Below are 25,143 nucleotides of genomic sequence, written 5' to 3'. Positions count from 1 at the left end.
TTAGTAAAATGAAATTATTGGGGCGACTGCGTGGCCGCCCGCATGACCTGGTCAAGCACGGCATTCACGCGGGGGATCAGCACGCGCTGGCTGATGGCCATCGATTCGGCGGACAGTTGCGGCATGGTGGCCAGCATCTTGCGGCCCAGCGGCGTCTTGTAGAAGGCCGTCAGCTGCTCGACTTCCGGCACCGTGTAAAAGCGCGCGTACAGGGGCACCATTTCATCGCCCAGTTCATCGATCAGGGTCGGATCGGCCAGCACCTGCGTCAGAGTGGCGATGGCCAGGGGAATTTCCTCTTCGGCGCTGGCCAGCGCGCGCGCCTTGCGCTGCTCGTCCAGCTTCGGGTTGCCGTTGATTTGCTGCTGCGCCGACTGGCGGATCATGGCGGGCACCGATTGCAGCATCTGGTCGAAGATATTGCGCGTCAGTTGCGGGAACTGCATCGCGTCGAGCATGCGCCGCACGGCCACTTTCATGGCGGGGCTGGGCGCCGCCTGGCGCGAAGGCGTGGCTTGCGTGCTCTGGGCCAGGGCCGGCAGGGTCGCAAGGAAGGCCAGCGAAAACGCGGCAAAGAAGGTGGCAACGATTTTTCTCATGGCATGCGGGACTTTATAAAAGCGGGGAACAAATGGGACACGCAGGCTGGCGCCGCAACTGGCGCGCCAATAGCAATTGGGGCTCCCGAAAGAGCCCCAATCATCTTACTCCGGCTGGGCCGGATCGACCGGATCGACCGGGTCGGCCGCCGCCGGCGCGGCCTCCGTGCCCGCCTCCGTCGTCAGTTCGACTTCGTCGATATCCGTTTCCACCACGCGCTGCAGGCCGGACAGCTTGGTGCCGTCTTCCACGGCGATCAGGGTCACGCCCTGCGTCGCGCGGCCCATCTCGCGGATTTCCGACACGCGGGTGCGGATCAATACGCCACCGGTGGTGATCAGCATGATTTCATCGCTGGTATCGACCAGGGTCGCGGCAACCACTTTACCGTTGCGTTCGCTGGTCTGGATGGCGATCATGCCTTTCGTGCCACGGCCATGGCGCGTGTACTCGGTGATCGGCGTACGCTTGCCGTAGCCGTTTTCCGTTGCCGTCAGCACCGATTGCTGCTCGTTCTCGGCCACCAGCAGGGCGATCACGTGCTGGCCTTCTTCCAGGTTCATGCCGCGCACGCCGCGCGCCGTACGGCCCATCGGACGCACATCGTTTTCATCGAAGCGCACTGCCTTGCCCGAATCGGAGAACAGCATCACGTCGTGCTGGCCGTCGGTCAGCGCCGCGCCGATCAGGAAGTCGCCGTCGTCCAGGTCGACCGCGATGATGCCGGCCTTGCGTGGATTGCTGAAGTCCTTCAGCGGCGTTTTCTTGACGGTACCGAGGCTGGTCGACATGAACACGTAATGGTCTTCCGGGAACGTGCGGTTCTCGCCCGACAGCGGCAGGATCACGGTGATCTTTTCGTTGTCCTGCAGCGGGAACATGTTGACGATCGGCTTGCCGCGCGAATTGCGCGAGCCTTGCGGCACTTCCCACACCTTCAGCCAGTACATGCGGCCACGATCCGAGAAGCACAGGATGTAGTCGTGCGTGTTGGCGATGAACAGCTGGTCGATCCAGTCTTCCTCTTTCGTCGCCATGGCCTGCTTGCCGCGGCCACCGCGCTTCTGCGCGCGGTATTCGGTGATCGGCTGGGCCTTCATGTAGCCGGTATGCGACAGGGTCACGACCATGTCCTGCGGCGTGATCAGGTCTTCCGTTTCCAGGTCGGTCGCGTTCAACTCGATCTGCGAGCGGCGCGCGTCCTTGTTGCCAATGCCGTATTCGTTCTTCGCCGCCGTCATTTCATCGGTGATGATGACGGTCACGCGTTCAGGCTTGGCCAGGATGTCGAGCAAGTCGGCGATATGCTCCATCACGTCCTTGTACTCGTTGACGATCTTGTCCTGCTCCAGGCCGGTCAGGCGCTGCAGGCGCATTTGCAGAATTTCCTGCGCCTGGTCGTCCGACAGCTTGTACAGGCCATCCGTTTGCATGCCATAGTGTTTCGGCAGGTTTTCCGGACGGTAGGCATCGATGCCGCCTGGCGTCGTGCCGTCGCCCGTGCGGGCCAGCATTTCGCGCACGACGGACGAATCCCAGGCCTTGGCCATCAGCTCGACCTTGGCGATCGGCGGCGTCGGCGCAGCCTTGATGATGGCGATGAAGTCATCGATGTTGGCCAGCGCGACAGCCAGGCCTTCGAGCACGTGGCCGCGTTCGCGCGCCTTGCGCAGTTCAAACACGGTACGGCGCGTCACCACTTCGCGGCGGTGCGACAGGAAGCACTGCAGCATCTGCTTGAGGTTCAGCAGCTTCGGCTGTCCATCGACCAGGGCCACCATGTTCATGCCGAAGGTATCTTGCAACTGGGTCTGCTTGTACAGATTGTTCAGCACCACTTCCGGCACTTCGCCCCGTTTCAGCTCGATCACCACGCGCATGCCCGACTTGTCGGATTCGTCGCGGATGTCGGAAATGCCGTCGAGCTTCTTGTCGCGCACGTTTTCAGCGATGCGTTCCAGCAAGGACTTCTTGTTGACCTGGAATGGCAGTTCGTCGACGATGATGGCGATGCGGCCGCCATCCTTGCCGTATTCTTCGAAGTGGGTCTTGGCGCGCATGACCACGCGGCCGCGGCCCGTGCGGTAGCCGTCGCGCACGCCGGACACGCCATAGATGATGCCGGCCGTCGGGAAGTCCGGCGCCGGGATCAGCTCGATCAATTCATCGATCGTGCAATCGGGGTTGCGCAGCACGTGCAGCGCGCCGTCGATGACTTCGGTGATGTTGTGTGGCGGAATGTTCGTCGCCATGCCGACGGCGATACCGGACGAGCCATTGATCAGCAGGTTCGGGATACGCGTCGGCAAGACCGTCGGTTCCTTTTCCTTGCCATCGTAGTTGGGCTGGAAGTCGACGGTATCCTTGTCGATATCGGCCAGCAGTTCGCCGGCGATCTTGTCCAGGCGGCACTCGGTGTAACGCATCGCCGCGGCGCCGTCGCCGTCGACGGAACCGAAGTTGCCCTGGCCATCGACGAGCATGTAGCGCAGCGAAAAATCTTGCGCCATGCGCACCAGCGTGTCGTAGATCGATGCATCGCCGTGGGGATGGTATTTACCCATGGTTTCGCCGACCACGCGGGCGCACTTGACGTAAGGGCGGTTCCACACGTTATTCATTTCATGCATCGCGAACAAGACGCGGCGGTGCACTGGCTTCAAGCCATCGCGCGCATCGGGCAAGGCGCGACCGACGATCACGCTCATGGCGTAATCGAGGTAGCTCTTGCGCATCTCTTCTTCGAGGGAAATAGGAATTGTTTCTTTTGCGAATTGATCCATTGGCGGTTCGACTGATCTCAGGCTGTGGTTAACTTATCTGTTACGCAATGTATGACGCAATACTGCATATCCTGGGTGGCTGTCGTCGTGGACGCCGCGCCGCGCGCTGCTGGCGCGGCCCGGCTTCCATGTCGCAGAGTGCCAGACAAATCGGCGGGCTGGCGGCACGGCCAGTACGGGTACCGCAAGGGTACGTCCTGGCCATGCAGTGCCGCCGTGGGCATTTGCTCGACACTCTTAACAGTCAAGCGCACGATTTTAGCATGCGCGCCCAGCTACCTGTACAAATTGGCCATACCAACAAGATTGGCAGTTTGCACCGGGGACGTGCACGTTGACCTGTCGATAATGCACAATGGCAATATCAGTTCAAGATACCTGCCCTTAAAAGAGGCAAAAAAAGCGATCAATTGTTACAGGCGCGTTACAAATGGGCATTTTCGTTGCGCAAAAACAACGCACGGTCTAAAATCGGGCAAGCTTTGATTTAACCACGGTCGTGTGCCCCTGATGCGTGTGGCAAAATGACTGGGAAGTTAATTGCTAGTTTCGCAATCTGAAACGAGCGCATATGGTCTACATGATAAAATCTTGGCACGTAGCACCAGTAGCGCAGTGTTGTTCTGCGGATATCACCCCCCGAAAGGAAAAAAGAATGAATAAATTTGTAACGCTGTTTTTCGCTGCATCCGCAGTGATTGCTGGCTCGGCTTCGGCCCAAACCCCAACCTCCCCACCATTCGCGCCAGTTACCACTGACATCAAAGCACCAAGCCCAAAAAGCGCTTACGTGCAAGATGCCCGCGGCGTAATCGTGCGTGACCCATTCGGCCTGTGCTGGCGTACCGGCTACTGGACACCTGCTGACGCAGTGCCAGGTTGCGACGTGCCACTGTGCGTAGAGCCAGAAACCCTGCAAGACGGCAAATGCGTGGCTCCTCCAGCACCAGTCGTACCAGCACCGGCACCAGTCGTTGTCGTACCAGTACCAGTCGTCGTTGCTCCTACCTCGGAAAAAGTCAGCTTCGCTGCTGATGCATTCTTCGATTTCGACAAAGCTACGCTGAAGCCAGAAGGCAAAGCCAAGCTGGACGAGCTGTCCGCACAACTGGGCGGCATCAACCTGGAAGTCATCATCGCTGTGGGTCACACCGACTCCGTCGGCACCGATGCTTACAACCAAAAACTGTCGGTACGTCGTGCTGATGCTGTCAAAGCCTACCTGGTCACCAAAGGCGTTGAAAGCAACCGCGTGTACACCGAAGGCAAAGGCGAGAAACAACCTGTTGCTGATAACAAAACTGCCGAAGGCCGTGCGAAAAACCGTCGCGTGGAAATCGAAGTTGTTGGTACCCGCAACAAGTAATAGCTGATTCCCTGGACTTGCCGCAAGTCATCGCGCAAGTCAAGAACAGCATGAAAAACCCCGCTACGGCGGGGTTTTTTTTCGTCCGTGGCTGCCCAATTGTAAAATTGCCGCTATTATTCGACCTATGAACGCCGACCCTCTTGAAATCCAAAAATTCAGTGAGCTGGCCCACCGCTGGTGGGACCCCACTTCCGAGTTTCGTCCCCTGCACGAAATTAACCCCCTGCGCCTGGAATGGATCAACGCAAAAGTGCCGCTGGCCGGCAAGCGCGTGATCGACATCGGCTGCGGCGGCGGCATCCTGGCCGAATCGATGGCCCGCAAGGGCGCCGACGTGACGGGCATCGACCTGTCCGACAAGGCATTGAAAGTTGCCGACCTGCACAGCCTGGAATCGGGCGCCAAGGTGCGCTACAAGCTGATCGCCGCCGAAGCCATGGCCGAGGAAGAGCCGGGCCAGTACGACGTCGTGACCTGCATGGAAATGCTCGAGCACGTGCCGGACCCCGCCGCCATCGTCAAGGCCTGCGCCGCACTGGTGAAACCGGGCGGCCACGTGTTCCTGTCGACCCTGAACCGCAACCCGAAAGCGTATCTGTTCGCCATCCTGGGCGCCGAATACCTGCTGCGTCTGTTGCCGAAAGGCACGCACGACTATGACAAATTCATCACCCCGGCGGAACTGTCGCAATACCTGCGCAGCGCCGGGCTGGACGTCAACAGCATGCGCGGCATGGGCTACAATCCATTGACCAAGATTTACTCACTTAATAGCGATACCAGCGTCAATTACCTGGTGGCCTGCACCCGGCCGCTGTAACCATCACGCACAATACAAGGCGGCTGCGGCCGCCATTTTTCATTCCCACTTGACACACTTTGCCCGCCATGATCACAGACCATCTGCCAGCACCGCGCGCCATCCTGTTCGACCTCGACGGCACCCTGGCCGACACCGCGCCCGACCTGGCGGCGGCCATCAACCTGCTGCGCGCGCGTGCCGGCCTGGCGCCGACCCCGTATGACATCCTGCGCCCCACGGCCTCGGCCGGCGCGCGCGGCATGATAGGCGCGTCGTATGGCGTCCAACCGGGCGAAAGCGGCTACGAAGCCCTGAAAGACGGCTTCCTGAACAATTACGAAGCGGCCCTGGCCGTGGAAAGCCGTTTATTCGACGGCATCCCCGCCCTGCTGGAAGGCCTGCAAGCCCTGGGCCTGGCCTGGGGCGTGGTCACCAACAAGGCCGCCCGCTTCACCGACCCGCTGGTCGGCCAGATCGGCCTGGGCGCCGCCGGCTGCGTGATCTCGGGCGACACCATGGCGCACCCGAAACCACACCCGGCCCCCCTGCTGGAAGCGGCGCGTCGCCTGGACCTGGCGCCGGAAGACTGCTGGTACGTGGGCGACGACCTGCGCGACATCCAGGCCGGCCGCGCCGCCGGCATGCGCACGGTCGCCTGCGCCTGGGGCTACTGCGGCCCCGTCGAGCCGCAGCACTGGAACGCCGACCATTTGCTGGACACGCCGCAAGCGTTGCTCGAGCTGGTCAGCGCCGTGGTGAAGGCGGCGCAGGCGCGGCAGCTGGCGGCATAAATGGCCTGCGCTTGATCTGGCACGCCGGCATGCGAATGCATCATGCAAGAGTGGGCAGATTGCGCTACAATGAAGGTTCTGTGGGGACGACCTGGTTTCGACGTGGGTTGCAAAGCAGCGCAGGGCATACCGAGGGCGGGCTACCTCGTAAATACAACCTGAAAAAACTTAACTGCAAACGATAACTCGTACGCACTGGCAGCTTAATCGCTGTTAGCTCTAGAACACCTCGTCCCTGGGGTGGGCCGTCAAAAGCTCTAGAGTCATTTACAGGGACTCGTCGTATGCTGGGTTACTTAGCGTCCGACTAAATAATAGGTAACTCGCTTGCCCATAACGTGCACATCCGTGCTGGCTGAGTTAAATTAAATGATAGTGCTAAGTATGTAGAACTGTCTGTAGAGTGCTTGCGGACGCGGGTTCGATTCCCGCCGTCTCCACCACTGAATAAATAAAAGGGCTTCCCCGTTTTGGCGGGGAGGCCCTTTTTATTTATTCCATGCATGCAGAACGCGGACGTCGAATCCGCGTCCGGTACGGACGCGGGGTTTTGCGGGACTTCGGCGAGCGCAGCTCGGTGCCGCAAAACCGGGTTGCGCTTGCAAGCGCAACCCTCTCCGATTCCTCTGACTAGCTCTTGCGCCGCAGGCGGTTTCCTAGCAACAACATCAGCTGCTCAGGCCATGTGCCAATGACGGACCTGCCCCTCTATGTGGGAAGCAAAACAGATGAGGCATGCTGACTGGACGATGATTGCCAGAATATATGGACGTTGGATGCCGGATGCAGATCAGGCGGCCGACTCAACAGCAGAAATTGTGTTCGGTCTTTACTGATTAAATCTAGCGGCTGTCTGTCCTGCAACATAAGGGGCCAATGATATAGTGGCGGGAATGTACTCACTGAAGAAAACTGCCATGAAAAACGACACAAACGCTCGCCCGCAAGCAACCCAAGCACCTGCCAGGCTCAGCAAAGGGGACTTCGTCGCCGCACTGCGCAAGCTGCTGCAAGAGGAAGGAAAGGCCGGCAAGTCCAGCGTGGACGTACGCGCTGCGAACCTGCACACCGACGTTGGCGTTTATCCGGCGCGCGGCCACTCGATGCCGACCTGTTGCACGGTAATGTATGAAGAGATGCGGCCGGGTGACGAGATACTGCTGACGCCACCCGGCGGCAAAGGACCTACGCTCCTGGTACGGTATAAATTCCCGCGCTGAGAATCGCGACCTTAGGCTACTGATGGCGATTCGCAGCGCTAATCGGCTCCGTCCGCTTCCGCCCCACAGCGGACATGGAGCGTCCGAGCAGGCCGGGTTTCATAACAGCGACCTCGGCAGCCCAGTCTCATTGTGTTTTTGGGTCATGACGATTGATGCCGCCTGGACTGCAACAGTTTCAGCGTCGTTACCGCCATCAGTATTGCTTGATACGGCCACTTAGACAGAAAAACCCCATGCATCAATGCAGCCGCGCCGAAGGCGTCGAATTAAACGGTTCAGATCTCTTATGGAACATGAAATACGCAAATGGCACAAAGTAGAACACTAGCCAGTGTCCGGAGAAACCTCGCACTTGATTTACCTTGAAAGTGGAATACTCCACGGCGGTCAGTTCGCGAATGAAATTTCCACGGTTCAATAGCACAAATCTCCCGTCAACGATCGAAGGATTACCGCCCGCCGCGTTCATCATGAAGAGTGCAAAATTCACCAATGCGTAAGCAGCTATACAGAGTCCCAGTCCGACCACCCACTTCGGAAAAGCTGCGCGTAGTTCAGCGAACGTTGGTTTGGGGCCGAGTGACCTTCGACTGGAGAAGACAAACGGAATGAACACAAGGAAAATGCCGCCGTGCAGCCACCAGATCGCAGGAAAATTATCAGATACATTGACTCCCATCAATGCCGCAATGTGCACAATCAGTGCGGTTGCAAAGCCAATTAGTGAGGCAAAGCCAAGAATTTGGTTCATAGAATCGGATTACATATATCGTAAAGATGTCGGTCTGCAACTAAATTCGTAAGTGATGCAACTTCACAAAGTATATTAACTGTCCGGCTTGCGCCCAGTGAAAAAAGGCCAAGCAAACACCACAATGCCTGCAACGACACATCCGGCCAGGCTAACGGCGACACCAAAAATGTACCACGCCACATCGACTCCGTGACTGTAGAGCGTTCCGACAAATAGTCCACTCACCAGCCAGACTAACACCGCTAATTTAAGCAGAAAATATTTTACTTTACCGATGGGACGATTCAGCCGCATTTGTTGAATAGCGGCCATGCCCATGACTAAACACGCCACACCAGCCGCAATTATCAAGCGTGAAACCGAATGCTCCATGTCGCAACCTGACTTGTAGTTGAGCCAGCGGGCCCAGAGATTAAAAGATCGAGGGGCTTAAATCCAGCAGCCAATTATCGCTTGCCACGACATCGCCGGCTTGATTCTGCACTACGGAACCCGTGCGGCCAGAGAGCGGAGGCGCAGCGTTCACTTTACAAATTCCCGTCCTTAGCGCCATGGATCGAAGGACTCGCAAGCAGAAGCCTTGCTTCCCTTATTGGAGTACCAAACCGAAATACGGCACCTGACGTTGACAGCACCACAACCCAGCCAGCCTTGATTGTTATTTGATCAAATGGATTGGATTGATCCGAAACAAACGTCCAAACAGGTTCATGATTTTGCAGCGATTCCAAAACGACTACGCCGATTGAGCCGTGTTCCATAGCCTCTCCGCACTTGACTATGTACTGTCCACCATACAGCTCTTCTTGCGCCAGAATCGCGACATTGAGCCAACTGCCAAGCTCCTGTTCTTCATGTACTTTGGCCATCCAGGTTTCGTGTACTTCGTAGATATCACCGTTGGTGCACACGAGGCCATTGTAGCTTCGCACCTCTTGGTTCTTCCACTTTTCTGCCATCACTATGATTGATTCCATATTTAGAAATGAGCGACTGCACGCCCTGAATTAAACAACTTGTATTCTTGCCCGTAACGGAATGCAAGAAGCAGCGCAAGCTTATTCCACATCCGCTCTTGGCCGGTTAATTGTCTGCACTTTGCCAGCAAAACTTTCAAGACGCCTAATGCGCTGCAGCGCGGCGGCTCCACCCAGAATTAAAACCAGCCATACCCGAGCACCAGCTTAACGCTAATACAATTAATAAATATGCTATATTTACTAACACTAAAAATCTAGACTCAAGTCTGCGTCCGTTGTTATCGGTCACGCCGACCAGGCCAACCCGAACATCAATGGCGGCGGCGAAAAAATAGCGAGCAGGATTACAGGCATGGCCAGCGAGTTATCTTCAGCAAAGGCAAGATTATCCAAGTCACCAAGCAGAAGCGCCATCTGGCCGAACGCGATCTCGAAGCATTGGCAAAGAAATCCCAACCATGAAAATTGCTCGCCTGCTTTCCTCCAGTTTCCTCGTGCTGGCTGTGGCCCTCGTCGCTTATGGTCTTTTCGGCTTCTCCCGTTTTGCCTGGTACACCGGCGCATACTATGATGAGCGCATGATCTTGTTCGATCACGGCTTCTATCCTTTTGCGTGGGGTATCGCGCTGCTGCTGATGGGGCAAATCGCCCGCTTGCACCATCGTCGACCGGCGATGCTGCTCGCCGCTGGCGCCGCCCTGGTGCTGCTTCTCTGGAAGCGTGCAACAGTGCCCGCCCCTATCGCCAATCAGCAACTTTTCCCTGATCCAGCTTTACTGGAGGGACTGATTGTTACCGCTGTCGTGGTCATCGTCCTGGCGCTGATAGACCGCCCCGTCGAGCAGGCCATCCGCAAGGCTCTTGCCCGTACCCCGTGATCCCGGGGGCCAGAGCCACTCGGATACGCTCTCGGCATGAAAGAATCATTGCTGCGATATGAGTTGCTGAATAGCCCTCCGATACTTTGCCACCCGCTCCAAATCCTTCGGCGTCGGATTCTCTATCCTCGACAAGTCGCTATTCTCTGCCAGATCAGCCAGCTTGACGGCCTTGCCGACGGGGTTCAAGGCCGCGCGGGCGATGAACGCTTCGTAGGACTCGCCTTCGATCTTGGTCACGGCGCGCACGCCGTCGATGACTTCCTGCGAGAACCCTTCGCGTGCCAGGTCGTCGAAGGTGACTTTGCCGTCGCTGTCTTCCACCACATCATGCAGCACGGCGACAATCTGCTGGGCGCCGGGGGCGACGCGCAGCATGACGCGCAAGGGGTGGAGGATGTACGGCGCACCGCCCTTGTCCGTCTGGCCGGCATGGGTGGCGGCGGCGATTTCAATCGCGCGCTCCAGGGTGGCGCGTCTTGCGTTTTCACTCATATTCACTCCTTGTTCACTTCACGTTGATCGGTGACTCCGTTGCGCGCCAGCCGCGGCGCTGCAAATGGCAAACGCTGGTGCACAGTATGGCCGGCAACAATAAATTGAGGACCGGCACGAGCATCAGCAAGCACAGCAACAGTCCCAAGGCAAAAATCGCCGGGCGCTGTTCGCGGCGCAACGCCGCTTGCTGTTCCGCGCCGAGCACATTTTCAGCTGCCGCGCCGTAGACCATCTGGACATTCCAGGCCAGCAAGTACGAGATCAGCACGCACATGGCCCACACGGGGATCAGCAGGGAAAGCAGCAGCAACAGGCGACGCCGCCAGGCGGGACGCACGGCGGACAGCTCCAGGCCGGCCGGTGCTTGCCACGCTGCATAGCGGCGCGCCGCCACAGCCTTGGCGCGCTCCAGCAACAGCCAGCGCAGCGGCAAGCGCGCCGTACCGATGGCGCCGACGATAAAAACCATCACATAGAAAAAGGCAGCCAGCGCCAGCAAGGCCAGGGCGATCTGGCCGATCGACAGCATGGCCTTGGCGGCACTGCCCATGCCGCCGGCGATATTGCCCATCTGCGAGAGCGTGGCAGGCCCATTGGCCAGTGTCCCGACGCCATCCATCACGCCCAGGCCCAGCAAGCCGGTAACGGATACCAGCGCCAGCATGGCGCTCAGCTCGACAAAGAAGCGGCCGAAATAGCTATACAGCCCCAGCCACAGTGCCACGACAGCCATGCACCACAGCGCGGAGCGCCACCACAGCCCCGCATGACGCGCATCGCGCAATCCCAGGCCGATGCACGTGAAGGCTTCCCGCCAGGCCAGCAGCCAGGTTTGCAATGTTTGTGTCACGCTCAGGCGTACTCCGCAATGAAGGGGCGGATACGTCGATCCGGATGTTGCCGATTGTACATGGACAAAGCCGGCACACGCGCCGCCGGGAGCGAAGGACAAGCATGCGCAATCCCCCATCCCCCGCCGCAACGGCGTACACTGGCCCCTCTTCCATCAACGCATTGGTCCACCGTGAAACTATCACGCTTTATTACCGGCCATCTGGAGCCGATCCTGGAAGAGTGGGAACTCTTCGCCAGGTCGCTTCCCATTCCTGGCGCCGCCATCTCGAAAGCAGAATTACGCGATCATGCCAAGCAGATGCTGCAAACCATCGTGCGTGACATGGACGTGATCGAGAACGCGGCGCAGCGAAAGAAGAAATCGACCACGGACGTGTCGGAAATCACGGGCAAGGAAACGGCCGCCGCCACGCATGGCTCGCTGCGCCAGCAGATCGGCTTCACGCTGCCGCAGCTGACGGCGGAATTTCGCGCGATGCGGGCCAGCGTTCTGCGGCTGTGGATGGCACAGGTGTCGGTGACATCGAAAACGGCAACGGACGACATCTTGCGCTTCAATGAAGCGATAGACCAGGCGCTGCAGGAATCGGCCATACGCTATTCGCAGCAGAGCGACCGCACCCGCAATACCTTTCTCGCCATCCTCAGCCACGATCTGCGCAGTCCGCTAAGCACCATGACGATGGCAGGTGCGCTGCTAAGCCGGCCGAGCGCGACCTCGTCTTCCACGGTGCAGATCGGTGCACGGGTTGCCCGCAGCGCAGCGACCATGACAACCATGGTGAACGACCTGCTGGAATTCGCCAGGACGCAGCTGGGGGGCCACATGCCCGTTTCACCCACCTTGGGCGACCTGGGGGAAATCTGCAAGACGGCCGTCGAGGATGCCTCGGCCGCTCACCCGGAATGCAAGTTTGAACTGAGTACCACGGGCGAAATGATCGGCGACTTCGATGCGCCCCGCCTGGCCCAGCTGTTTTCCAATTTGCTCAACAATGCTGCGCAATATCGCACCGACGACCAGCCAGTGACCATCACAGCCTGCGGCGATGCCGATACGACCGTGGTGCAAGTCAAGAATTTCGGCCGCCAGATCCCGGAAGCCTCGCTGAAGAGCATTTTCGATCCCCTGGTGCAACTGGCCATTTCCGACGAACACAAAGCGCCGAATGCCACCAGCATCGGGCTGGGTCTGTTTATCGCGCGTGAAATCGCCAGCGCGCACGGCGGCACCATCGGCGCCGAGTCCAGCCTGGAATGCGGCACGGTGTTTACCGTGCGCCTGCCCAGGGTGTCGCTGAACGAGGGAGCGAACGGCGGCTAGCCGTGCCCCCCCGCAGAAGACGACCTCCCCTACCGGGACAAACCCGCCTTACCTGCGGCTAAGCGGCACATACTCGCCCGGCAAGCCCGCCGCCTCCAGCGCATCGGCAAAGGCCAGCAAGAACTTGGCCGGGCCATGCTCCGACACCAGCAGGGAGGCGCCCTTGTGGCGCAGCAGTTTCAATACTTCCTGCTGGTGCGCCTGGTATTCGCTGGAGTGGCCATAAAAGGTTTGATACATCTCAAGCGTTTCCATGGCCTTGGCGGCCAGGATGAATTCGGGTTTGTCCATGATGTCTCCTCGTTGTCATTGCTGCCAAAACCACGAAAAAAACCTGCAAGACGTGCGGCCCATGCCGGTCGCACTGCATTGCGGCAACCACATCCGTATTTCCATCATACGCCTCAACCCGGCCATTGCGCCGTCCTGTCGCGCATCTTTTTCTATCCCGCCTCTGCGGCATCGCCACCTTGCATCCAGACTTGCGCCATTCCTCGCGTGCGCGCTGGCCGCACGCTCCCGCACATGGCATCATGCGCGTTGCCCATTCACTCTGGCGACACATGGACCAATATCACTTCCTGGTAGGCGAATTCAAGAAAAATACCCCCTTCATTGCCGCCGCGGCCAGCGCCAAGCTGTTCGCCTGGTTCGCACACATCGGCGAACCCATCGAGCGCTACGGCAACAAGCGCGGCAAAATCGTCAAGTTCTCACAGAGAAATTACGAGAAGATGCTGTTCGCGCCAGAGACCAACAGCATCGAACTGCTTTCGCCGCGTATCGTGCCGCCCGACGAAGCCTACGAGGCCGTCAACTGCGACGCGCAGGCCATGTATTCATCGGACGCGTCGCTGATTCTGTCCATACGCGCCAGCAAGCTTGCGCTGGCGCCGTTGTTCGACGCCGCGCGGGCCATACCCGGCCTGTTTGAGCATTGCGAATATGTGTACTGCTATGCTGAAACGCAGGGCTATGGCACCGGCTACGCACTCGGCTACCGGCAGATCGATGAGGCCCATCCGATGACCTTTGGCACTCCTTGCCCCGCAAATAACTGGGCCGCCATCAAGCGGCGCGGGTTGCAAGCTTCGCACCTGCGCGATGTATATCCCATCAATGGTTTCACGCAAGCCAGACTGGATGCGCTGCCGCCCGAGCGCCGGCAAGCGCTGCGCGACACGATGCAGGCGTATGGCCGCTGCGAAGAGCATGCCGGCTTGACTTTCTGGTACCTGCCACCCGAGGAACTGGACGCCGCCCGCGCCGCACTGAACGCACACGCCATGCTGGGCGCCTACATCAACAATTGATACCCATGACCACACATTTATCGCTGCACTGCTATCTGCAGGACGAGGCCGCAGAACGCCCCAAACGCTGTTCCGACGTCACCATCCAGGCCGACCCGGCCACCCTGCGCGCCATCGCCCACTTCCTGCTGGCCAGCGCGGACACCTTTGATCAGGCGCCAGAGCGCGCCGGCATGCACGCCCATCTGCAAGACGAATGGGACGGCTGGCAGGACGACTTCCCCGACCTCGTCGTGGTAGCGGCCTAGGTGGCAGCCTACCCCGGCGCCTGCGTCGGCGCGCGTCGGGTAACATACGCCACCTTTGCCATACAGAGAACACTCGATGCCCCATTCCCGATACGCCCTGCCGTCGCTGCGCACGGCCGTGCTGGCCGCCGCGCTGGCCAACCTGTCCGCCTGCGCCAGCCCGCCCGCGCACGAGGCGCTGTTCCTCACCACCACCCTCACGCCCGCGCATTCCTTCACCAAGGGTATCGAAGGCCCGGCCGTGGATGCGGATGGCAATATCTATGCCGTCAACTTTGCGCGCCAGCAGACTATCGGCAAGGTCAGCCCCGGCGGCATGGGCGAGGTGTACCTGACCCTGCCCGGCACCAGCATCGCCAACGGCATCCGCTTCGGCAGCCGTGGGCAGATGTACCTGGCCGACTACATGGAACACACGATCTACCTGGTCGATCCGGCCACGCGCGCGCTGACCATTCACGCGCGCGAGCCGCGCATGACGCAGCCGAACGATATCGCCATCACGCAGGACGACGTGCTGTATGCGAGCGACCCGAACTGGAAAGAAAACACGGGCCGCGTGTGGCGCATCGCGGCCGATGGCACGGTGACCCTGGCGCTCGACACCATGGGTACGGCCAACGGCATCGAGGTCAGCCCCGACGGCAAGATTTTGTATGTGAATGAAAGCGTGCAGCGCAATATCTGGATGTATGACATCGCCGCAGATGGCAGCCTGAGCGGCAAGCGCCTGCTGATCAAGTTCGACGATTTCGGCATGGATGGCATGCGCGTGGATGTAGACGGCAACCTGTACGTGACGCGCTATGGCAAGGGCAGCGTGGTGAAACTGTCGCCACAGGGGCGCATCCTGCGTGAGATCAGCGTGCCCGGCGCCAAGCCCAGCAACATCACCTTCGGCGGCCCCGATGGCCGCATGGCGTACGTGACGGAAGTGGTGCAGGGACGGCTGCTGCAATTCCGCGTCGACCGCCCGGGCCTTGAGTGGCAACGGGCGCAGCAGCATAGGGCAAATGCGGCAAATGCGGCGGCGGCAGCGGCAGCCGCGCCACCGGCCGCAGCGGAGCAGGTCAGCGCGGAATGACGCGCTCCGCCTTCAACTTCTTGAACAGGTTAAAGAAGGCATCCTGCGTATCCTGGAAATCGAGAAAACCCGCCTTGCGGCTCTTGCCCATGTCCGTCATCACTTCCATCGGCCGTCCCAGGTCGGCATCCGTATGCCACCAGGAAGCGAGGCGGCTGATGTCGGCTTCCACCAGGCCGTGCTGCTGCGCGATGGCGCGCCACCGCGCGGGCGCGTCCTGCATGCGCTCGGCCAGCGGCGCCATCGTCCCGGGCAAGTCCGCCGCCTCGACGCCAAAGTAGGCGGCCAGGCGCGGCCACAGCCACTTCCAGCGGAATACATCGCCATTGACGATATTGAAGTCTTCGTTGCGCGCGGCGGGGCTGTCGGCCGCCCATGCCAGGTGGCGCGCGATCTGGCCCGCGTCCGTCATGTCGGACAAACCGTGCCATTGGGCGCTTGAACCGGGAAAGACGAAAGGCTGGCCGCCGGCCTTGCACAGATTCGCATACACGGCCAGGGTCAGGCCCATGTTCATGGCATTGCCCAGCGCGTAGCCGATGATGGTGTGCGGGCGGTGCACGCTCCACGTAAAACCGTACTGCGCGGCCGCGTCGAACAGCCGGTCTTCCTGCTCATAGTAAAAATTATCAACGTCCTGGCGGCCCTGCTCTTCACGGAACGGCGTGACGGGAACGCTACCCTTGCCATAGGCATCGAACGGTCCCAGGTAATGCTTGAGGCCCGTCACCAGCGCCGCATGGCGCAAGTGGCCAGTGGGGCCCAGGGCGGCCAGCACATTGGCCACCATGGCGCCATTGACGCGGATGTTTTCCTGCTCGTTTGCCTGGCGTGCCCAGGCCGTGAAAAAGACGTGGCTGGCGTCAAAGCCCGCCAAGGCGGCGCTGACCGCCGCGCCATCCGTGGCATCGAGCGGCAAGCATGCGCAGCCTGCGGGGACTGGCGTGCGGCCGCGCGAGACGCCCGTCACCTGCCAGCCCTGCGCCAGCAAATGCGTGGCCAGGCTGCTGCCGATAACGCCGCTGGCGCCGATAATCAATGCGTGCTTGTTCATGCGTACTCCCATGCCTGTATAAAGAAAATCATGATATATCGGACAGAAATTCTTATCCGCGATAGTATTTCACCTCATTCATGAAAAATATTCTTCAATCATGTCCGAACACTTGAAAGGCATCGCGCCTTTTCTTGCCACCGCCGACGCCGGCAGTTTCACCAAGGCGGCCACACGGCTGCACCTGAGCAGCTCGGCCGTGAGCAAGAGCGTGGCGCGCCTGGAATCGCGCCTGGGCGTGATCCTGTTCGAGCGCAGCACGCGGCGTTTGCAGTTGAGCAGTGCGGGGCATGCCTATTACGCCACCTGCAAGCGCGTGCTGCAGGAACTGGCCGATGCGGAAGACGTCCTGGCCGAACACGCGACGGAACTGGCGGGCAAGGTGCGCATCGGTGTGCCCGCGTCGTATGGCCGCCTGCGCGTCATGCCGGCGCTGCTGGCCCTGTGCGCGCAGTATACCGGGCTGCAGCCATCGATCGCCTTCAGCGACCGCTTCGTCGACCTGTTCGAGGAGCGCATCGATATCGCCGTGCGCATCGGCGCGCCATCGCACTGGCCCGCCGCGCTGGGCCAGATGCAGCTGGGGGCGGAACGCCTGATCCTGTGCGCGGCGCCCGCCTACCTGGCGCGGTGCGGCACGCCCGCCTCCGTCGCGGAACTGGAGCGGCACGACTGCATCGCCTATGGCCGTGGCGACGGTTCGCCCATGCCGTGGCTGTTCCCGGATGAGGACAAGGGCGGCCAGCTGGAATACCGCGTAGCCGCGCCGCGCATGACGGTGGGCGACGCCGAGGCGCGCACCGCCGCCGTGCTGGCGGGCCTGGGCGTGGCGCAGCTGGCCACGTGGCTGGTGGAAGAACACCTGGCGTCAGGCGCCATCGTCGCCGTGCTGCCGCAGCTGGCCACGCCAGGCCTGCCGTTGTATCTGGCATGGCCGCTGACGCGCCAGTTGACGCCGAAGACGGGCACCCTGTTGCAGGAGTTGCGCCAGCGCCTGACGATCTGAGGATCTGAAGACGTGAAAAATCAGTACAACACGTTCTTCGCTTCCGGCAGTTCGACATTGGCCTTGGTGACGATCACCACGCCCGTGTTGACGAACGGCGCGACCTTCTTGCCTTCGATCAGGCTGACGAGGGTTTTCACGCCCAGCGCGCCCATCGAGTACGAGCCTTGCACGGCGGTCGCATACAGGGTGCCGTCCTTGACGAAGTTTTTCAGGTCTTCATTGCCGTCGAAGCCCACGGCGATCACCTTGCCGGCCTTGCCCGCCTGCGCGATGGCGCGGCCCATGCCCACGGCCGTCGGTTCATTGGCGCCGAAGATGCCCTTCAAGTCCGGATTCGAGGCCAGCACGTCGGTCGTCTGGTTCAGCGCCGTGGCCATCTGCGACTGCGAGTAATACGTGCCGACGATCTGCAGCTGCGAGTTCTTTTCGATATAGCGCTTGAAGCCGCCCACCCTGCCCGTTTCGGAACCGGCGCCCGCCACATACGACATCACGGCGATCTTGCCCGTCTTGCCGACCTGCGAAATGAGGGCCTTGGCGCTTTGCTCGCCGGCCGCTTCATTGTCGGTCGAGAGGAAGGACTGGTAATAGCGCTTGCCGCTGTCGGCCACCAGCGAATCGATCAGCACCACGGGAATCTTCGCTTCCCACGCCTTCTTCAGGGCCGGCACCAGCGCGTCCGGGTCGGACGCGGCCAGCACGATGCCGGCCACTTTGCGCGTGACGGCGTTTTCCACCATGCTGACCTGGTCGGCGATGGCCGATTCCGAGGCCGGCCCCTGGAAGGTCAGGCTGTAGCCCTTGGCATCGGCGGCGCTGGCCGTGGCGCCCTTCTTGACGTTTTGCCAGTAGTTGGAATTGGTCGTCTTGACGATCACGGCGATCTCGCCCGGGGCGGCGAAGGCGGCGCTGGAGCTCAGGGCAAATACTGCGGTCGACAGACCGAACAGGATGGTGTTGAAGGCTGGGATGGTTTTCATTGTCGTCCTCATTTAATTATAGATTTATAGGTAAGACTGCGTTGCTGCACTGCCTCAGGCGCGGTTGCGCTTCTGATCGATCCAGACGGTCAGCAGGATGACCAGTCCGATAATGATTTGCTGGATAAAGCTCGAAACCCCGTTCATGTTCAAGCCGTTGCGCAGGATGCCGATGACGAAGGAACCGATGACGGTGCCGGAAATGGTGCCGATGCCGCCGATCAGCGAGGCGCCGCCGATCACGGCGCTGGCGATCGCATCGAGTTCGTACATCACACCCTCGTTCGGCTGCGCAGTCACCAGGCGCGACATCAGCACGCAGCCCGTCAGGCCAGACAGGGCACCGGACAAGGTGTACACCAGCAGGGTCACCCGCCCCACCTTCACGCCCGACAGGCGCGCCGCTTCCGCATTCGAACCGACGGCATAGATATGCCGGCCAAAGGTGGTGCGGCTGAGCATGATGGACACGGCCACGGCGATCACCACCATCAGCACCACCGGATACGGAATGCCAGGGAAGACGACTTCGGGAAAGGTGCCGCCCGTGTCGCGCTCGATGCGCCACAGCACGCCGTTACCCAGTTCGCCGAACGAGTCGCCGAGGCCGGAAATGGCGCGCGCGCCCGTGACCTGCAGCGCCAGGCCACGGGCGATCAGCATCATGCCCAGGGTGGCGATGAAGGGAGGCAGTTTCAATTGCGTGATGCAAAAGCCGTTGACGGCGCCGCACATGGCGCCCACCACGACGCCGCCCAGCATGGCGAGCGGCACGGGCACGCCGCTCTTGACAAGCAGCGCGGCGGCCACGCCGGCCAGCGCCAGTACGGAGCCGGAACTCAGGTCGATGCCGCCCGTGATGATGACGCAGGTGGCGGCAATGCCCAGGTAGGCGATCGACGTCACCTGCAAGGCCACGCTCATGCCGTTGCTGACGGAGAAAAAGGCGTTGCTTGTCAGGGAAAACACCAGCAGCAACAGCGACAGGCTGCCCAGCGCGGCGAATTTTTGTATCAGTTCTTTATTCATTTTTTTAAGCTTTCTGTTTTTAATGGGCTGCCGCCTGGCCAGGTGCGGGACTGGCTACGCGCCCCGACGCCAGTTGCATGATCTCTTCCTGCGACGACTCGCGCGTATTGACGATGCCGCTGATGCGCCCTTCATGGAACACGGCCACCCGGTCCGTCATGCCCATGATCTCGGGCAGCTCGGACGTGATCAGCACCACGCCGATGCCTTCCGACGCAAGCTTGTCAAGCAGCTGGTAGATGGCGAACTTGGCCCCCACGTCGATGCCGCGCGTGGGTTCGTCGAAGAAGATAATTTTCGATTCGCGGTACAGCCATTTGCTGATAACGATCTTTTGCTGGTTGCCGCCAGAGAGGTTGCGCGCGATCTGTTTCGAGGTCGGCGTCTTGATGCCCAACGCCGCGATGTACTGCTGCGCCACCGCTTCTTCCCTGGCGAAATCGATGAAGCCGAAACGGTTCGCCAGCCCCGATACATTGGTCAGGGTCAGGTTGGCCGCCACCGACATGCGGATCGCCAGGCCGTGGCTCTTGCGGTCTTCCGACAGGTAGGCGATGCCGTGTCCGATGGCGTCGATGGGGCTGGTGATCGTCACCGCCATGTCGCCCAGGTGGATCGCGCCGCTGGTCAGCGGATCGGCGCCGAAGATGGCGCGCGCCACTTCCGTGCGCCCCGCGCCCATCAGGCCGGAAAAGCCGAGGATCTCGCCGCGCCGCAAATCAAAGCTCAGCGGGCCGAAGACATCCTTGCGGTGCAAATCGGTCACGCGCAGCAGCACGTCAGCGGTCGGTGTCGAGACGCGATCGGGAAATTTTTCATCGAGGGTGCGGCCCACCATCTTGGCCACGATGGCGTCCAGGCTCGTGGCGGCAAAATCGTCGGTGCAGACGAATTTCCCGTCGCGCAGCACCGTCACCCTGTCGATGATGTGCTGCATCTCTTCCAGGCGGTGCGAGATGTAGACCACGCTCACGCCGTTGCGCTTGAGTTCATTGATGATGTCGAACAGCTGGCACGTCTCGCTTTCCGTCAGCGACGACGTGGGTTCGTCCATGATCAGCACTTCCGTATTGAGCGACAGGGCCTTGGCGATTTCCACCATCTGCTGCTGCGCGCAGGACAGGTTCTTGACCAGCTGGCGCGGGTCGATGCGCAGTTTCAAACGGTCCAGCAGCGCCTGCGCGTCGGCACGCATTTTTTTGCGGTCGATAAAAATGCCGCGCACCGGTTCGCGCGCGAGGAAAATATTCTCCGCCACGCTCAGGTGCGGGATCAAATTCAGTTCCTGGTGGATGATGGCGATGCCTGCCGCCTCCGCATCCACGCTGCAGGCAAAACTGCATACCTTGCCCTTGTAGACCAGTTCCCCCTCGTCGGCTTGGTACACGCCGCTCATCACCTTCATCAGGGTGGACTTGCCGGCGCCGTTTTCGCCGCACAGCGCATGCGCCTCGCCCTTGCGCAGGCTGAAACTGACGTTGTCGAGCGCCAGCACGCCGGGAAAGCGCTTGCTGACCTTGTTCAGCGCCAGTATCTCTTCGGATTCATTCATGGTGTGTCTCCTCCACTCCACTGCCATAGGCCGGCGCGCCGATGTCTGAGCACCTTGGCGGCACGCCGGTCTGCTACTTCATTAACTGTCGATCAGTTGCGGATTCCATGCATGCACGGTCTGGTGCTGCTCACCGAGGCCGTTGATCCCCAGGCGCATGGTGTCGCCCGGCTTCAGGTACACGGCTGCGGGTTTCTGGCCCATGCCCACGCCCGGTGGCGTGCCGGTGCTGATGATGTCGCCCGGGTACAGGGTCATGAAGCGGCTGATATAGCTGACCAGATTGGCCACGCCGAAGACCATCGTCTTGGTATTGCCGTCCTGCACACGCTTGCCGTTCACTTCCAGCCACAGGCCCAGGTTTTGCGGGTCCGCCACTTCGTCGGCCGTCACCAGCCAGGGGCCGATCGGGCCGAAGGTATCGCAGCCCTTGCCCTTGTCCCACTGGCCGCCGCGCTCCAGTTGATACTCGCGTTCGGACAAGTCATTGACGACGCAGTAGCCGGCCACGTGCGACAGTGCATCCGCTTCGCTCACATAGCGGGCGGTGGTGCCGATCACCACGCCCAGTTCCACTTCCCAGTCGCTTTTCTTCGAGTCCTGCGGCATCACCACGGCATCGTTGGCGCCGATGATGGCGCTGGTGGCTTTCATGAACAGCACCGGTTCGGCCGGCACAGCCATGCCCGATTCGGCGGCATGGTCGGCATAGTTCAGGCCCACGCACAAAAACTTGCCCACGCCTTTCCACGGCGGCGCGATGCGGCCAGGATGGTCCACCACCGGCAGGCTGGCGATATCGATGGCGGCCAGGGTCGCCAGGCCATCCTTGCCCAGGGTCGCGCCCGTGATATCCGACAGCACGCCGGAGAGGTCGCGCACAGCGCCGTCAGCATCGATCAAGGCAGGTTTTTCAGCGCCCTTGGCGCCATAACGCATCAGTTTCATGGGGTTCTCTCGTTGTAGTGATTAATTTGACCAGCCACCGTCGATCACATGGACCATGCCGGTGGTAAAGGCGGATTCATCGGAAGCCAGGTAAACGGCCAGGGCGGCGATTTCCTCTGCCCTGCCCACTCTTCCCATCGGCTGGCGTGCCACGAAAGCGGCTTGCACTTCATCGATGCTCACGCCCGTCGCTGCCGCCTGCGCGGCAATGCGTTCCTTCAGCGAAGGCGACTCGATGGTGCCGGGGCAGATCGCATTGCAGCGGATGCCGCGCGTGACAAAATCCGCCGCCACCGATTTCGTCATGCCCACCACGGCCGCCTTCGAGGTACCGTAGATAAAGCGGTTCGGCGCGCCCTTCACGCTGGATGCCACGGACGACATATTGACGATGGAGCCGGCGCCCCTGGCCAGCATGCCGGGCAGCACGGCGCGCATCAGCCGGTACATGGAGCGGGCGTTGATATCGAAGGAACGGTCCCAGGCCGCATCGTCGCAGTCGAGGATGGTGCCGCCGTCGACGAAGCCGGCGCAGTTGAACAGGATATCGACGGAACCGATCTCGTCGGCCAGCGCGGCGATCGCCGCGCCATCGGTCACGTCGAGCCGGCGGATGGCGCAACCAGTCGCCTCCTTCAGCGCGTCGAGCTGGGACTGGTTGATATCGGTGGCGATCACGGTGGCGCCTTCGCGCACGAACGCTTCGGCCGTGGCGCGGCCGATGCCCTGGCCGGCGGCGGTGAGCAGGGCGATTTTGCCTTGTAGTCTGGCGGTCATGTTGTCTCCTTTGTTTTATATTGATTACCCCAACACCTGAGCTGCCGGGGTCAGACCATCAGGGTCTGACCCCGGTCTTCGCTTTGGGGTCTACGACTAATCCATATGAAAAACCTGTTCCATCATCGCCCAGTGCTCGCCTTCGGCGCGCGAGGCCAGCGGCTGCTGGCACGGGGCGCAAAAGGTCCACCAGCGCTGCGTTTCGGGGTCGGCGGAGATGGCCGCCATGTCGGCTTCGAAGTCCTCGCCGTGGTATTCCCAGTAACCGAACAGCAGGTTTTCCGGCTGGCGCAGGAAGATCGAATAATTGCCGACATGCGCGGCTGCCAGTTTGGCCAGCACCTGCGGCCAGACGGCCGCGTGCAGGGTTTTGTATTCGGCGATACGCTCCGGCGCGATGCCGATGAGCATGCCCATTCTTTTCATGGCGTTTCCTCGTTGATACCGTAAAAGCGCAGTGCGTTGAGGCCGAAGATATCGTTCCTGTCCGCTTGCCCCAGATGCGCCAGCAGCGCTTCGCTGGCGGCCAGCCACGCCGCATAGCCGCCGGCCAGGTCCACCACGGGCCAGTCGCTGCCCCAGATCACGCGCCGGGGGCCGAATACTTGCAGCACATGTGCGGCATAGGGACGCAAATCGTCCACGCACCAGCCGGGCCGCGCTTCCGTCACCAGCCCGGACAGCTTGCAATGCACGTTCGGCAGCGCGGCCAGCTGCGCCATGTCTTCGCGCCAGGTGCCGAAGGCCGCATCGGCTATCGGCGGCTTGGCCGCATGGTCGATCACGATGGGAAGCCGCGGATAGTCGCGCGCGCATTGCAGCAGCGCGGGCAGGTGGCGCGGCAGCACCAGCGCGTCCAGCCGCAAACCGTGTTCCACCATGGCGTTCAAAGCTGGCGCCAGCGCGGGATCGGCGATCCATGCATCGTCATCGAGATCCTGCAGCATGGGACGCAAGCCTTTGAGCTTGCCGTGCGACGCCAGGCGGGCGATATTGGCCGGCGCGTCGGGCGCCCGCAGCGCCGTCCAGCCCACGACGGCGCGGATAAAGCCGCTTTCTTCGGAGAGCGCCAGCAGCCAGTGCGTATCGTCTTCGGACGGCAGCGACTGCACCAGCACGGTGCCGGCGATGCCGTGCGCGGCCAGCAGGGGCGCCAGGTCGGCGGGCGCGAAATCGCGGTGGATGGCGGCCAAGGATGGCGGCGGCCAGCTGCCGGCGCGCGCGGCCAGCTGCCAGAAATGCTGGTGGGCGTCGATGCGCATCACGCGGCCACTCGCGCAGGCAGCGGCGCGCGCGCATCGAGCAAGTCCGCTTCCCGCAGCGCCTGCCACAGGGCGTCGGGCAGCGGCGCGGCAAACCAGTCCAGGTTTTGCCGCAGCTGCGCCAGGTCCTGGCCGCCCGGGATGCAGGAAACGACGGCCGGATGGGCGAGCGGAAACTGCAGTGCGGCAGCCTGCAAGGGCACGCCAAAGTCGCGGCAGACGGCGTCCAGGCGCGCCACGCGCTTGAGGATCGCGGCCGGCGCATCGGCGTAATTGAATTTGCCGTTCCCGGCCAGCACGCCCGAGTTGAACGGGCCGCCGATCACGATGGCGTTGCCGCGTTCCACGCAGGCGTCCAGCAGCGGCGACAGCGACGCCTGTTCCAGCAAGGTGTAGCGGCCGGCCAGCAGGGTGCAATCGAGGTCGAATTCCGCCATCGCGCGCAGCACGATCTCGCATTCGTTGACACCCAGGCCCACGGCTTTCACCTGGCCGCTGGCGCGCAGTTCATCGAGGGCGCGAAAGCCGCCGCCGGACGTCAGCTGGCGCCAGTAGTGCTGATCGCGTTCGCCATGCGTGGCCTTGCCGATATCGTGCACGAACAGGATGTCGATGCGATCGAGCCCCAGCCGCTGCAAGCTGTCGTCGTGCGAACGCAGCACGCCGTCATACGTGTAGTCGTAATGGGGGCGGAACGGCAGCGGCGCGGCAAAACCGTCATCGCCTGGGCGCACGGAGGCGTCGGGCCGCATCAGCCGTCCCACCTTGGTACTGACAACAAAATGATCGCGGGGCCGCCCGCGCAGCGCAGCGCCGAGACGGTGTTCGGATCGGGTGTAGCCGTAGAACGGCGCCGTGTCGAAGAAACGCACGCCGGCATCCCAGGCGCCATCGAGGGTGGCGCGCGCCTGCGCGTCGCTGACCGGCTGGTACAGGCCGCCCAGCGGCGCGCAACCCATGCCGATGCAGGGCAGCGAGAGGCCGCCGCGCGGCAGGGTACGGCGGCGCGTGGTATCCATGACATCCATCG

27 protein-coding genes and 1 other RNA gene are annotated in these 25,143 nt (G+C 61.4%); 11 read left to right on the top strand and 17 right to left on the bottom strand.

The features are described 5' to 3' along the window. Positions 1 to 14 precede the first annotated feature (14 nt). Both JAB1_RS26765 and gyrA read right to left on the bottom strand, forming a co-directional pair. Positions 15 to 599, bottom strand: coding sequence for a DUF2059 domain-containing protein (locus tag JAB1_RS26765; RefSeq protein ID WP_070257570.1), 585 nt, complete (start codon positions 597 to 599; stop codon positions 15 to 17). A gap of 105 nt (positions 600 to 704) precedes the next feature. Continuing rightward, positions 705 to 3,383 carry a DNA gyrase subunit A gene (gene gyrA, locus JAB1_RS26760; RefSeq protein ID WP_070257569.1) on the bottom strand — a complete coding sequence of 893 codons (2,679 nt, stop codon included), beginning with the start codon at positions 3,381 to 3,383 and terminating at the stop codon, positions 705 to 707. Between the two features lie 655 nt (positions 3,384 to 4,038). On the opposite strand from gyrA, the gene ompA reads away from it, so the two are divergent. From ompA to JAB1_RS26735, 5 genes are all read left to right on the top strand, one after another. Continuing rightward, positions 4,039 to 4,749, top strand: a complete 711-nt coding sequence (gene ompA, locus JAB1_RS26755) for an outer membrane protein OmpA (RefSeq protein ID WP_034782001.1) — start codon at positions 4,039 to 4,041, stop codon at positions 4,747 to 4,749. 127 nt (positions 4,750 to 4,876) lie between these two features. After that, positions 4,877 to 5,572: a bifunctional 2-polyprenyl-6-hydroxyphenol methylase/3-demethylubiquinol 3-O-methyltransferase UbiG gene (gene ubiG / locus JAB1_RS26750; RefSeq protein WP_034751812.1), complete on the top strand. Its 696-nt coding sequence runs from the start codon at positions 4,877 to 4,879 to the stop codon at positions 5,570 to 5,572. Between the two features lie 68 nt (positions 5,573 to 5,640). Continuing rightward, positions 5,641 to 6,345, top strand: coding sequence for an HAD-IA family hydrolase (locus JAB1_RS26745; RefSeq protein ID WP_070282823.1), 705 nt, complete (start codon positions 5,641 to 5,643; stop codon positions 6,343 to 6,345). 82 nt (positions 6,346 to 6,427) lie between these two features. After that, positions 6,428 to 6,788: a transfer-messenger RNA gene (gene ssrA / locus JAB1_RS26740) on the top strand. A gap of 474 nt (positions 6,789 to 7,262) precedes the next feature. Continuing rightward, positions 7,263 to 7,565, top strand: coding sequence for an HNH endonuclease (locus JAB1_RS26735; protein WP_070282821.1), 303 nt, complete (start codon positions 7,263 to 7,265; stop codon positions 7,563 to 7,565). A gap of 241 nt (positions 7,566 to 7,806) precedes the next feature. Here the strand turns inward: JAB1_RS26735 and JAB1_RS26730 are convergent, their stop codons facing one another. The 3 genes from JAB1_RS26730 to JAB1_RS26720 all read right to left on the bottom strand — a co-directional run bounded on the left by JAB1_RS26730 (position 7,807) and on the right by JAB1_RS26720 (position 9,284). Next, positions 7,807 to 8,319, bottom strand: coding sequence for a hypothetical protein (locus tag JAB1_RS26730; protein ID WP_070282636.1), 513 nt, complete (start codon positions 8,317 to 8,319; stop codon positions 7,807 to 7,809). 75 nt (positions 8,320 to 8,394) lie between these two features. Beyond that, positions 8,395 to 8,694, bottom strand: coding sequence for a hypothetical protein (locus tag JAB1_RS26725; RefSeq protein WP_139144697.1), 300 nt, complete (start codon positions 8,692 to 8,694; stop codon positions 8,395 to 8,397). 155 nt (positions 8,695 to 8,849) lie between these two features. Continuing rightward, positions 8,850 to 9,284: a hypothetical protein gene (locus tag JAB1_RS26720; RefSeq protein ID WP_139144696.1), complete on the bottom strand. Its 435-nt coding sequence runs from the start codon at positions 9,282 to 9,284 to the stop codon at positions 8,850 to 8,852. A gap of 476 nt (positions 9,285 to 9,760) precedes the next feature. On the opposite strand from JAB1_RS26720, the gene JAB1_RS26715 reads away from it, so the two are divergent. After that, positions 9,761 to 10,180 (top strand): hypothetical protein, encoded by a 420-nt coding sequence (locus JAB1_RS26715; protein WP_070282632.1) that lies wholly within the window; start codon positions 9,761 to 9,763, stop codon positions 10,178 to 10,180. Positions 10,181 to 10,225: 45 nt separating this feature from the next. Here JAB1_RS26715 and JAB1_RS30610 read toward each other — a convergent pair whose 3' ends face one another. Beyond that, complete coding sequence (locus tag JAB1_RS30610; protein WP_070282623.1) at positions 10,226 to 10,675, bottom strand: HD domain-containing protein; 450 nt, start codon at positions 10,673 to 10,675, stop codon at positions 10,226 to 10,228. Positions 10,676 to 10,688: 13 nt separating this feature from the next. Next, positions 10,689 to 11,528 (bottom strand): hypothetical protein, encoded by an 840-nt coding sequence (locus JAB1_RS26705; RefSeq protein ID WP_139144695.1) that lies wholly within the window; start codon positions 11,526 to 11,528, stop codon positions 10,689 to 10,691. A gap of 174 nt (positions 11,529 to 11,702) precedes the next feature. On the opposite strand from JAB1_RS26705, the gene JAB1_RS26700 reads away from it, so the two are divergent. Beyond that, the gene (locus JAB1_RS26700) at positions 11,703 to 12,857 is read left to right on the top strand and encodes a HAMP domain-containing sensor histidine kinase (protein ID WP_070282619.1); all 1,155 of its coding nucleotides are present in this window, start codon (positions 11,703 to 11,705) and stop codon (positions 12,855 to 12,857) included. 48 nt (positions 12,858 to 12,905) lie between these two features. On the opposite strand, the gene JAB1_RS26695 is transcribed toward JAB1_RS26700, so the two are convergent. After that, positions 12,906 to 13,148, bottom strand: a complete 243-nt coding sequence (locus JAB1_RS26695) for a hypothetical protein (protein ID WP_070282617.1) — start codon at positions 13,146 to 13,148, stop codon at positions 12,906 to 12,908. A gap of 272 nt (positions 13,149 to 13,420) precedes the next feature. Here JAB1_RS26695 and JAB1_RS26690 point away from each other — a divergent pair, with 272 nt between their 5' ends. The 3 genes from JAB1_RS26690 (at position 13,421) to JAB1_RS26680 (ending at position 15,502) form a co-directional block, all read left to right on the top strand. Continuing rightward, on the top strand, positions 13,421 to 14,170 hold the full coding sequence (locus JAB1_RS26690; protein WP_070282615.1) for a hypothetical protein: 750 nt from the start codon (positions 13,421 to 13,423) through the stop codon (positions 14,168 to 14,170). Positions 14,171 to 14,175: 5 nt separating this feature from the next. Beyond that, complete coding sequence (locus JAB1_RS26685; RefSeq protein WP_034781978.1) at positions 14,176 to 14,418, top strand: hypothetical protein; 243 nt, start codon at positions 14,176 to 14,178, stop codon at positions 14,416 to 14,418. Positions 14,419 to 14,494: 76 nt separating this feature from the next. Next, the gene (locus JAB1_RS26680) at positions 14,495 to 15,502 is read left to right on the top strand and encodes an SMP-30/gluconolactonase/LRE family protein (RefSeq protein ID WP_254672264.1); all 1,008 of its coding nucleotides are present in this window, start codon (positions 14,495 to 14,497) and stop codon (positions 15,500 to 15,502) included. On the opposite strand, the gene JAB1_RS26675 is transcribed toward JAB1_RS26680, so the two are convergent. Further along, positions 15,489 to 16,556 carry an SDR family oxidoreductase gene (locus tag JAB1_RS26675; protein WP_070282613.1) on the bottom strand — a complete coding sequence of 356 codons (1,068 nt, stop codon included), beginning with the start codon at positions 16,554 to 16,556 and terminating at the stop codon, positions 15,489 to 15,491. The two genes, JAB1_RS26680 and JAB1_RS26675, sit on opposite strands and share 14 nt — an antisense overlap. A gap of 100 nt (positions 16,557 to 16,656) precedes the next feature. Between JAB1_RS26675 and JAB1_RS26670 the strand changes: the two genes are divergently transcribed. Further along, on the top strand, positions 16,657 to 17,562 hold the full coding sequence (locus JAB1_RS26670) for a LysR family transcriptional regulator (protein WP_070282611.1): 906 nt from the start codon (positions 16,657 to 16,659) through the stop codon (positions 17,560 to 17,562). A gap of 20 nt (positions 17,563 to 17,582) precedes the next feature. On the opposite strand, the gene JAB1_RS26665 is transcribed toward JAB1_RS26670, so the two are convergent. The 8 genes from JAB1_RS26665 to JAB1_RS26630 form a co-directional block, all read right to left on the bottom strand. Further along, positions 17,583 to 18,545, bottom strand: a complete 963-nt coding sequence (locus JAB1_RS26665; protein ID WP_070282609.1) for an ABC transporter substrate-binding protein — start codon at positions 18,543 to 18,545, stop codon at positions 17,583 to 17,585. 54 nt (positions 18,546 to 18,599) lie between these two features. After that, on the bottom strand, positions 18,600 to 19,574 hold the full coding sequence (locus tag JAB1_RS26660) for an ABC transporter permease (RefSeq protein ID WP_052140093.1): 975 nt from the start codon (positions 19,572 to 19,574) through the stop codon (positions 18,600 to 18,602). Between the two features lie 19 nt (positions 19,575 to 19,593). Next, positions 19,594 to 21,126, bottom strand: coding sequence for a sugar ABC transporter ATP-binding protein (locus JAB1_RS26655; RefSeq protein WP_254672262.1), 1,533 nt, complete (start codon positions 21,124 to 21,126; stop codon positions 19,594 to 19,596). 81 nt (positions 21,127 to 21,207) lie between these two features. Then, entirely contained in the window at positions 21,208 to 22,074 is an 867-nt protein-coding gene (locus JAB1_RS26650; RefSeq protein ID WP_070282605.1) for a fumarylacetoacetate hydrolase family protein, read from the bottom strand. Positions 22,075 to 22,095: 21 nt separating this feature from the next. Next, entirely contained in the window at positions 22,096 to 22,851 is a 756-nt protein-coding gene (locus JAB1_RS26645; RefSeq protein ID WP_070282603.1) for an SDR family oxidoreductase, read from the bottom strand. A 96-nt stretch (positions 22,852 to 22,947) separates the two neighbouring features. Further along, positions 22,948 to 23,277, bottom strand: a complete 330-nt coding sequence (locus tag JAB1_RS26640; protein WP_070282601.1) for an L-rhamnose mutarotase — start codon at positions 23,275 to 23,277, stop codon at positions 22,948 to 22,950. Continuing rightward, on the bottom strand, positions 23,274 to 24,113 hold the full coding sequence (locus JAB1_RS26635) for an amidohydrolase family protein (RefSeq protein WP_070282599.1): 840 nt from the start codon (positions 24,111 to 24,113) through the stop codon (positions 23,274 to 23,276). The genes JAB1_RS26640 and JAB1_RS26635 overlap by 4 nt, the downstream gene beginning before the upstream one ends. Then, complete coding sequence (locus JAB1_RS26630) at positions 24,113 to 25,141, bottom strand: aldo/keto reductase (protein ID WP_070282597.1); 1,029 nt, start codon at positions 25,139 to 25,141, stop codon at positions 24,113 to 24,115. The genes JAB1_RS26635 and JAB1_RS26630 overlap by 1 nt, the downstream gene beginning before the upstream one ends. Between the last annotated feature and the right edge of the window lie 2 nt (positions 25,142 to 25,143).

It is taken from the genome of Janthinobacterium sp. MP5059B (assembly GCF_001758645.1).
GTDB classification, from domain to species: domain Bacteria; phylum Pseudomonadota; class Gammaproteobacteria; order Burkholderiales; family Burkholderiaceae_D; genus Janthinobacterium; species Janthinobacterium lividum.
Note: the sequence above shows the minus strand (reverse complement) of the source record. Positions and strands in the feature narration are given on the sequence as shown.

Bases quoted from the DNA above. Each gene is read 5' to 3' on its own strand.
- JAB1_RS26765 (WP_070257570.1), bottom strand. From the start codon at position 599: ATGAGAAAAATCGTTGCCACCTTCTTTGCCGCGTTTTCGCTGGCCTTC.
- gyrA (WP_070257569.1), bottom strand. From the start codon at position 3,383: ATGGATCAATTCGCAAAAGAAACAATTCCTATTTCCCTCGAAGAAGAG.
- ompA (WP_034782001.1), top strand. From the start codon at position 4,039: ATGAATAAATTTGTAACGCTGTTTTTCGCTGCATCCGCAGTGATTGCT.
- ubiG (WP_034751812.1), top strand. From the start codon at position 4,877: ATGAACGCCGACCCTCTTGAAATCCAAAAATTCAGTGAGCTGGCCCAC.
- JAB1_RS26745 (WP_070282823.1), top strand. From the start codon at position 5,641: ATGATCACAGACCATCTGCCAGCACCGCGCGCCATCCTGTTCGACCTC.
- JAB1_RS26735 (WP_070282821.1), top strand. From the start codon at position 7,263: ATGAAAAACGACACAAACGCTCGCCCGCAAGCAACCCAAGCACCTGCC.
- JAB1_RS26730 (WP_070282636.1), bottom strand. From the start codon at position 8,319: ATGAACCAAATTCTTGGCTTTGCCTCACTAATTGGCTTTGCAACCGCA.
- JAB1_RS26725 (WP_139144697.1), bottom strand. From the start codon at position 8,694: ATGGAGCATTCGGTTTCACGCTTGATAATTGCGGCTGGTGTGGCGTGT.
- JAB1_RS26715 (WP_070282632.1), top strand. From the start codon at position 9,761: ATGAAAATTGCTCGCCTGCTTTCCTCCAGTTTCCTCGTGCTGGCTGTG.
- JAB1_RS30610 (WP_070282623.1), bottom strand. From the start codon at position 10,675: ATGAGTGAAAACGCAAGACGCGCCACCCTGGAGCGCGCGATTGAAATC.
- JAB1_RS26695 (WP_070282617.1), bottom strand. From the start codon at position 13,148: ATGGACAAACCCGAATTCATCCTGGCCGCCAAGGCCATGGAAACGCTT.
- JAB1_RS26690 (WP_070282615.1), top strand. From the start codon at position 13,421: ATGGACCAATATCACTTCCTGGTAGGCGAATTCAAGAAAAATACCCCC.
- JAB1_RS26685 (WP_034781978.1), top strand. From the start codon at position 14,176: ATGACCACACATTTATCGCTGCACTGCTATCTGCAGGACGAGGCCGCA.
- JAB1_RS26680 (WP_254672264.1), top strand. From the start codon at position 14,495: ATGCCCCATTCCCGATACGCCCTGCCGTCGCTGCGCACGGCCGTGCTG.
- JAB1_RS26675 (WP_070282613.1), bottom strand. From the start codon at position 16,556: ATGAACAAGCACGCATTGATTATCGGCGCCAGCGGCGTTATCGGCAGC.
- JAB1_RS26670 (WP_070282611.1), top strand. From the start codon at position 16,657: ATGTCCGAACACTTGAAAGGCATCGCGCCTTTTCTTGCCACCGCCGAC.
- JAB1_RS26665 (WP_070282609.1), bottom strand. From the start codon at position 18,545: ATGAAAACCATCCCAGCCTTCAACACCATCCTGTTCGGTCTGTCGACC.
- JAB1_RS26660 (WP_052140093.1), bottom strand. From the start codon at position 19,574: ATGAATAAAGAACTGATACAAAAATTCGCCGCGCTGGGCAGCCTGTCG.
- JAB1_RS26655 (WP_254672262.1), bottom strand. From the start codon at position 21,126: ATGAATGAATCCGAAGAGATACTGGCGCTGAACAAGGTCAGCAAGCGC.
- JAB1_RS26650 (WP_070282605.1), bottom strand. From the start codon at position 22,074: ATGAAACTGATGCGTTATGGCGCCAAGGGCGCTGAAAAACCTGCCTTG.
- JAB1_RS26645 (WP_070282603.1), bottom strand. From the start codon at position 22,851: ATGACCGCCAGACTACAAGGCAAAATCGCCCTGCTCACCGCCGCCGGC.
- JAB1_RS26640 (WP_070282601.1), bottom strand. From the start codon at position 23,277: ATGAAAAGAATGGGCATGCTCATCGGCATCGCGCCGGAGCGTATCGCC.
- JAB1_RS26635 (WP_070282599.1), bottom strand. From the start codon at position 24,113: ATGCGCATCGACGCCCACCAGCATTTCTGGCAGCTGGCCGCGCGCGCC.
- JAB1_RS26630 (WP_070282597.1), bottom strand. From the start codon at position 25,141: ATGGATGTCATGGATACCACGCGCCGCCGTACCCTGCCGCGCGGCGGC.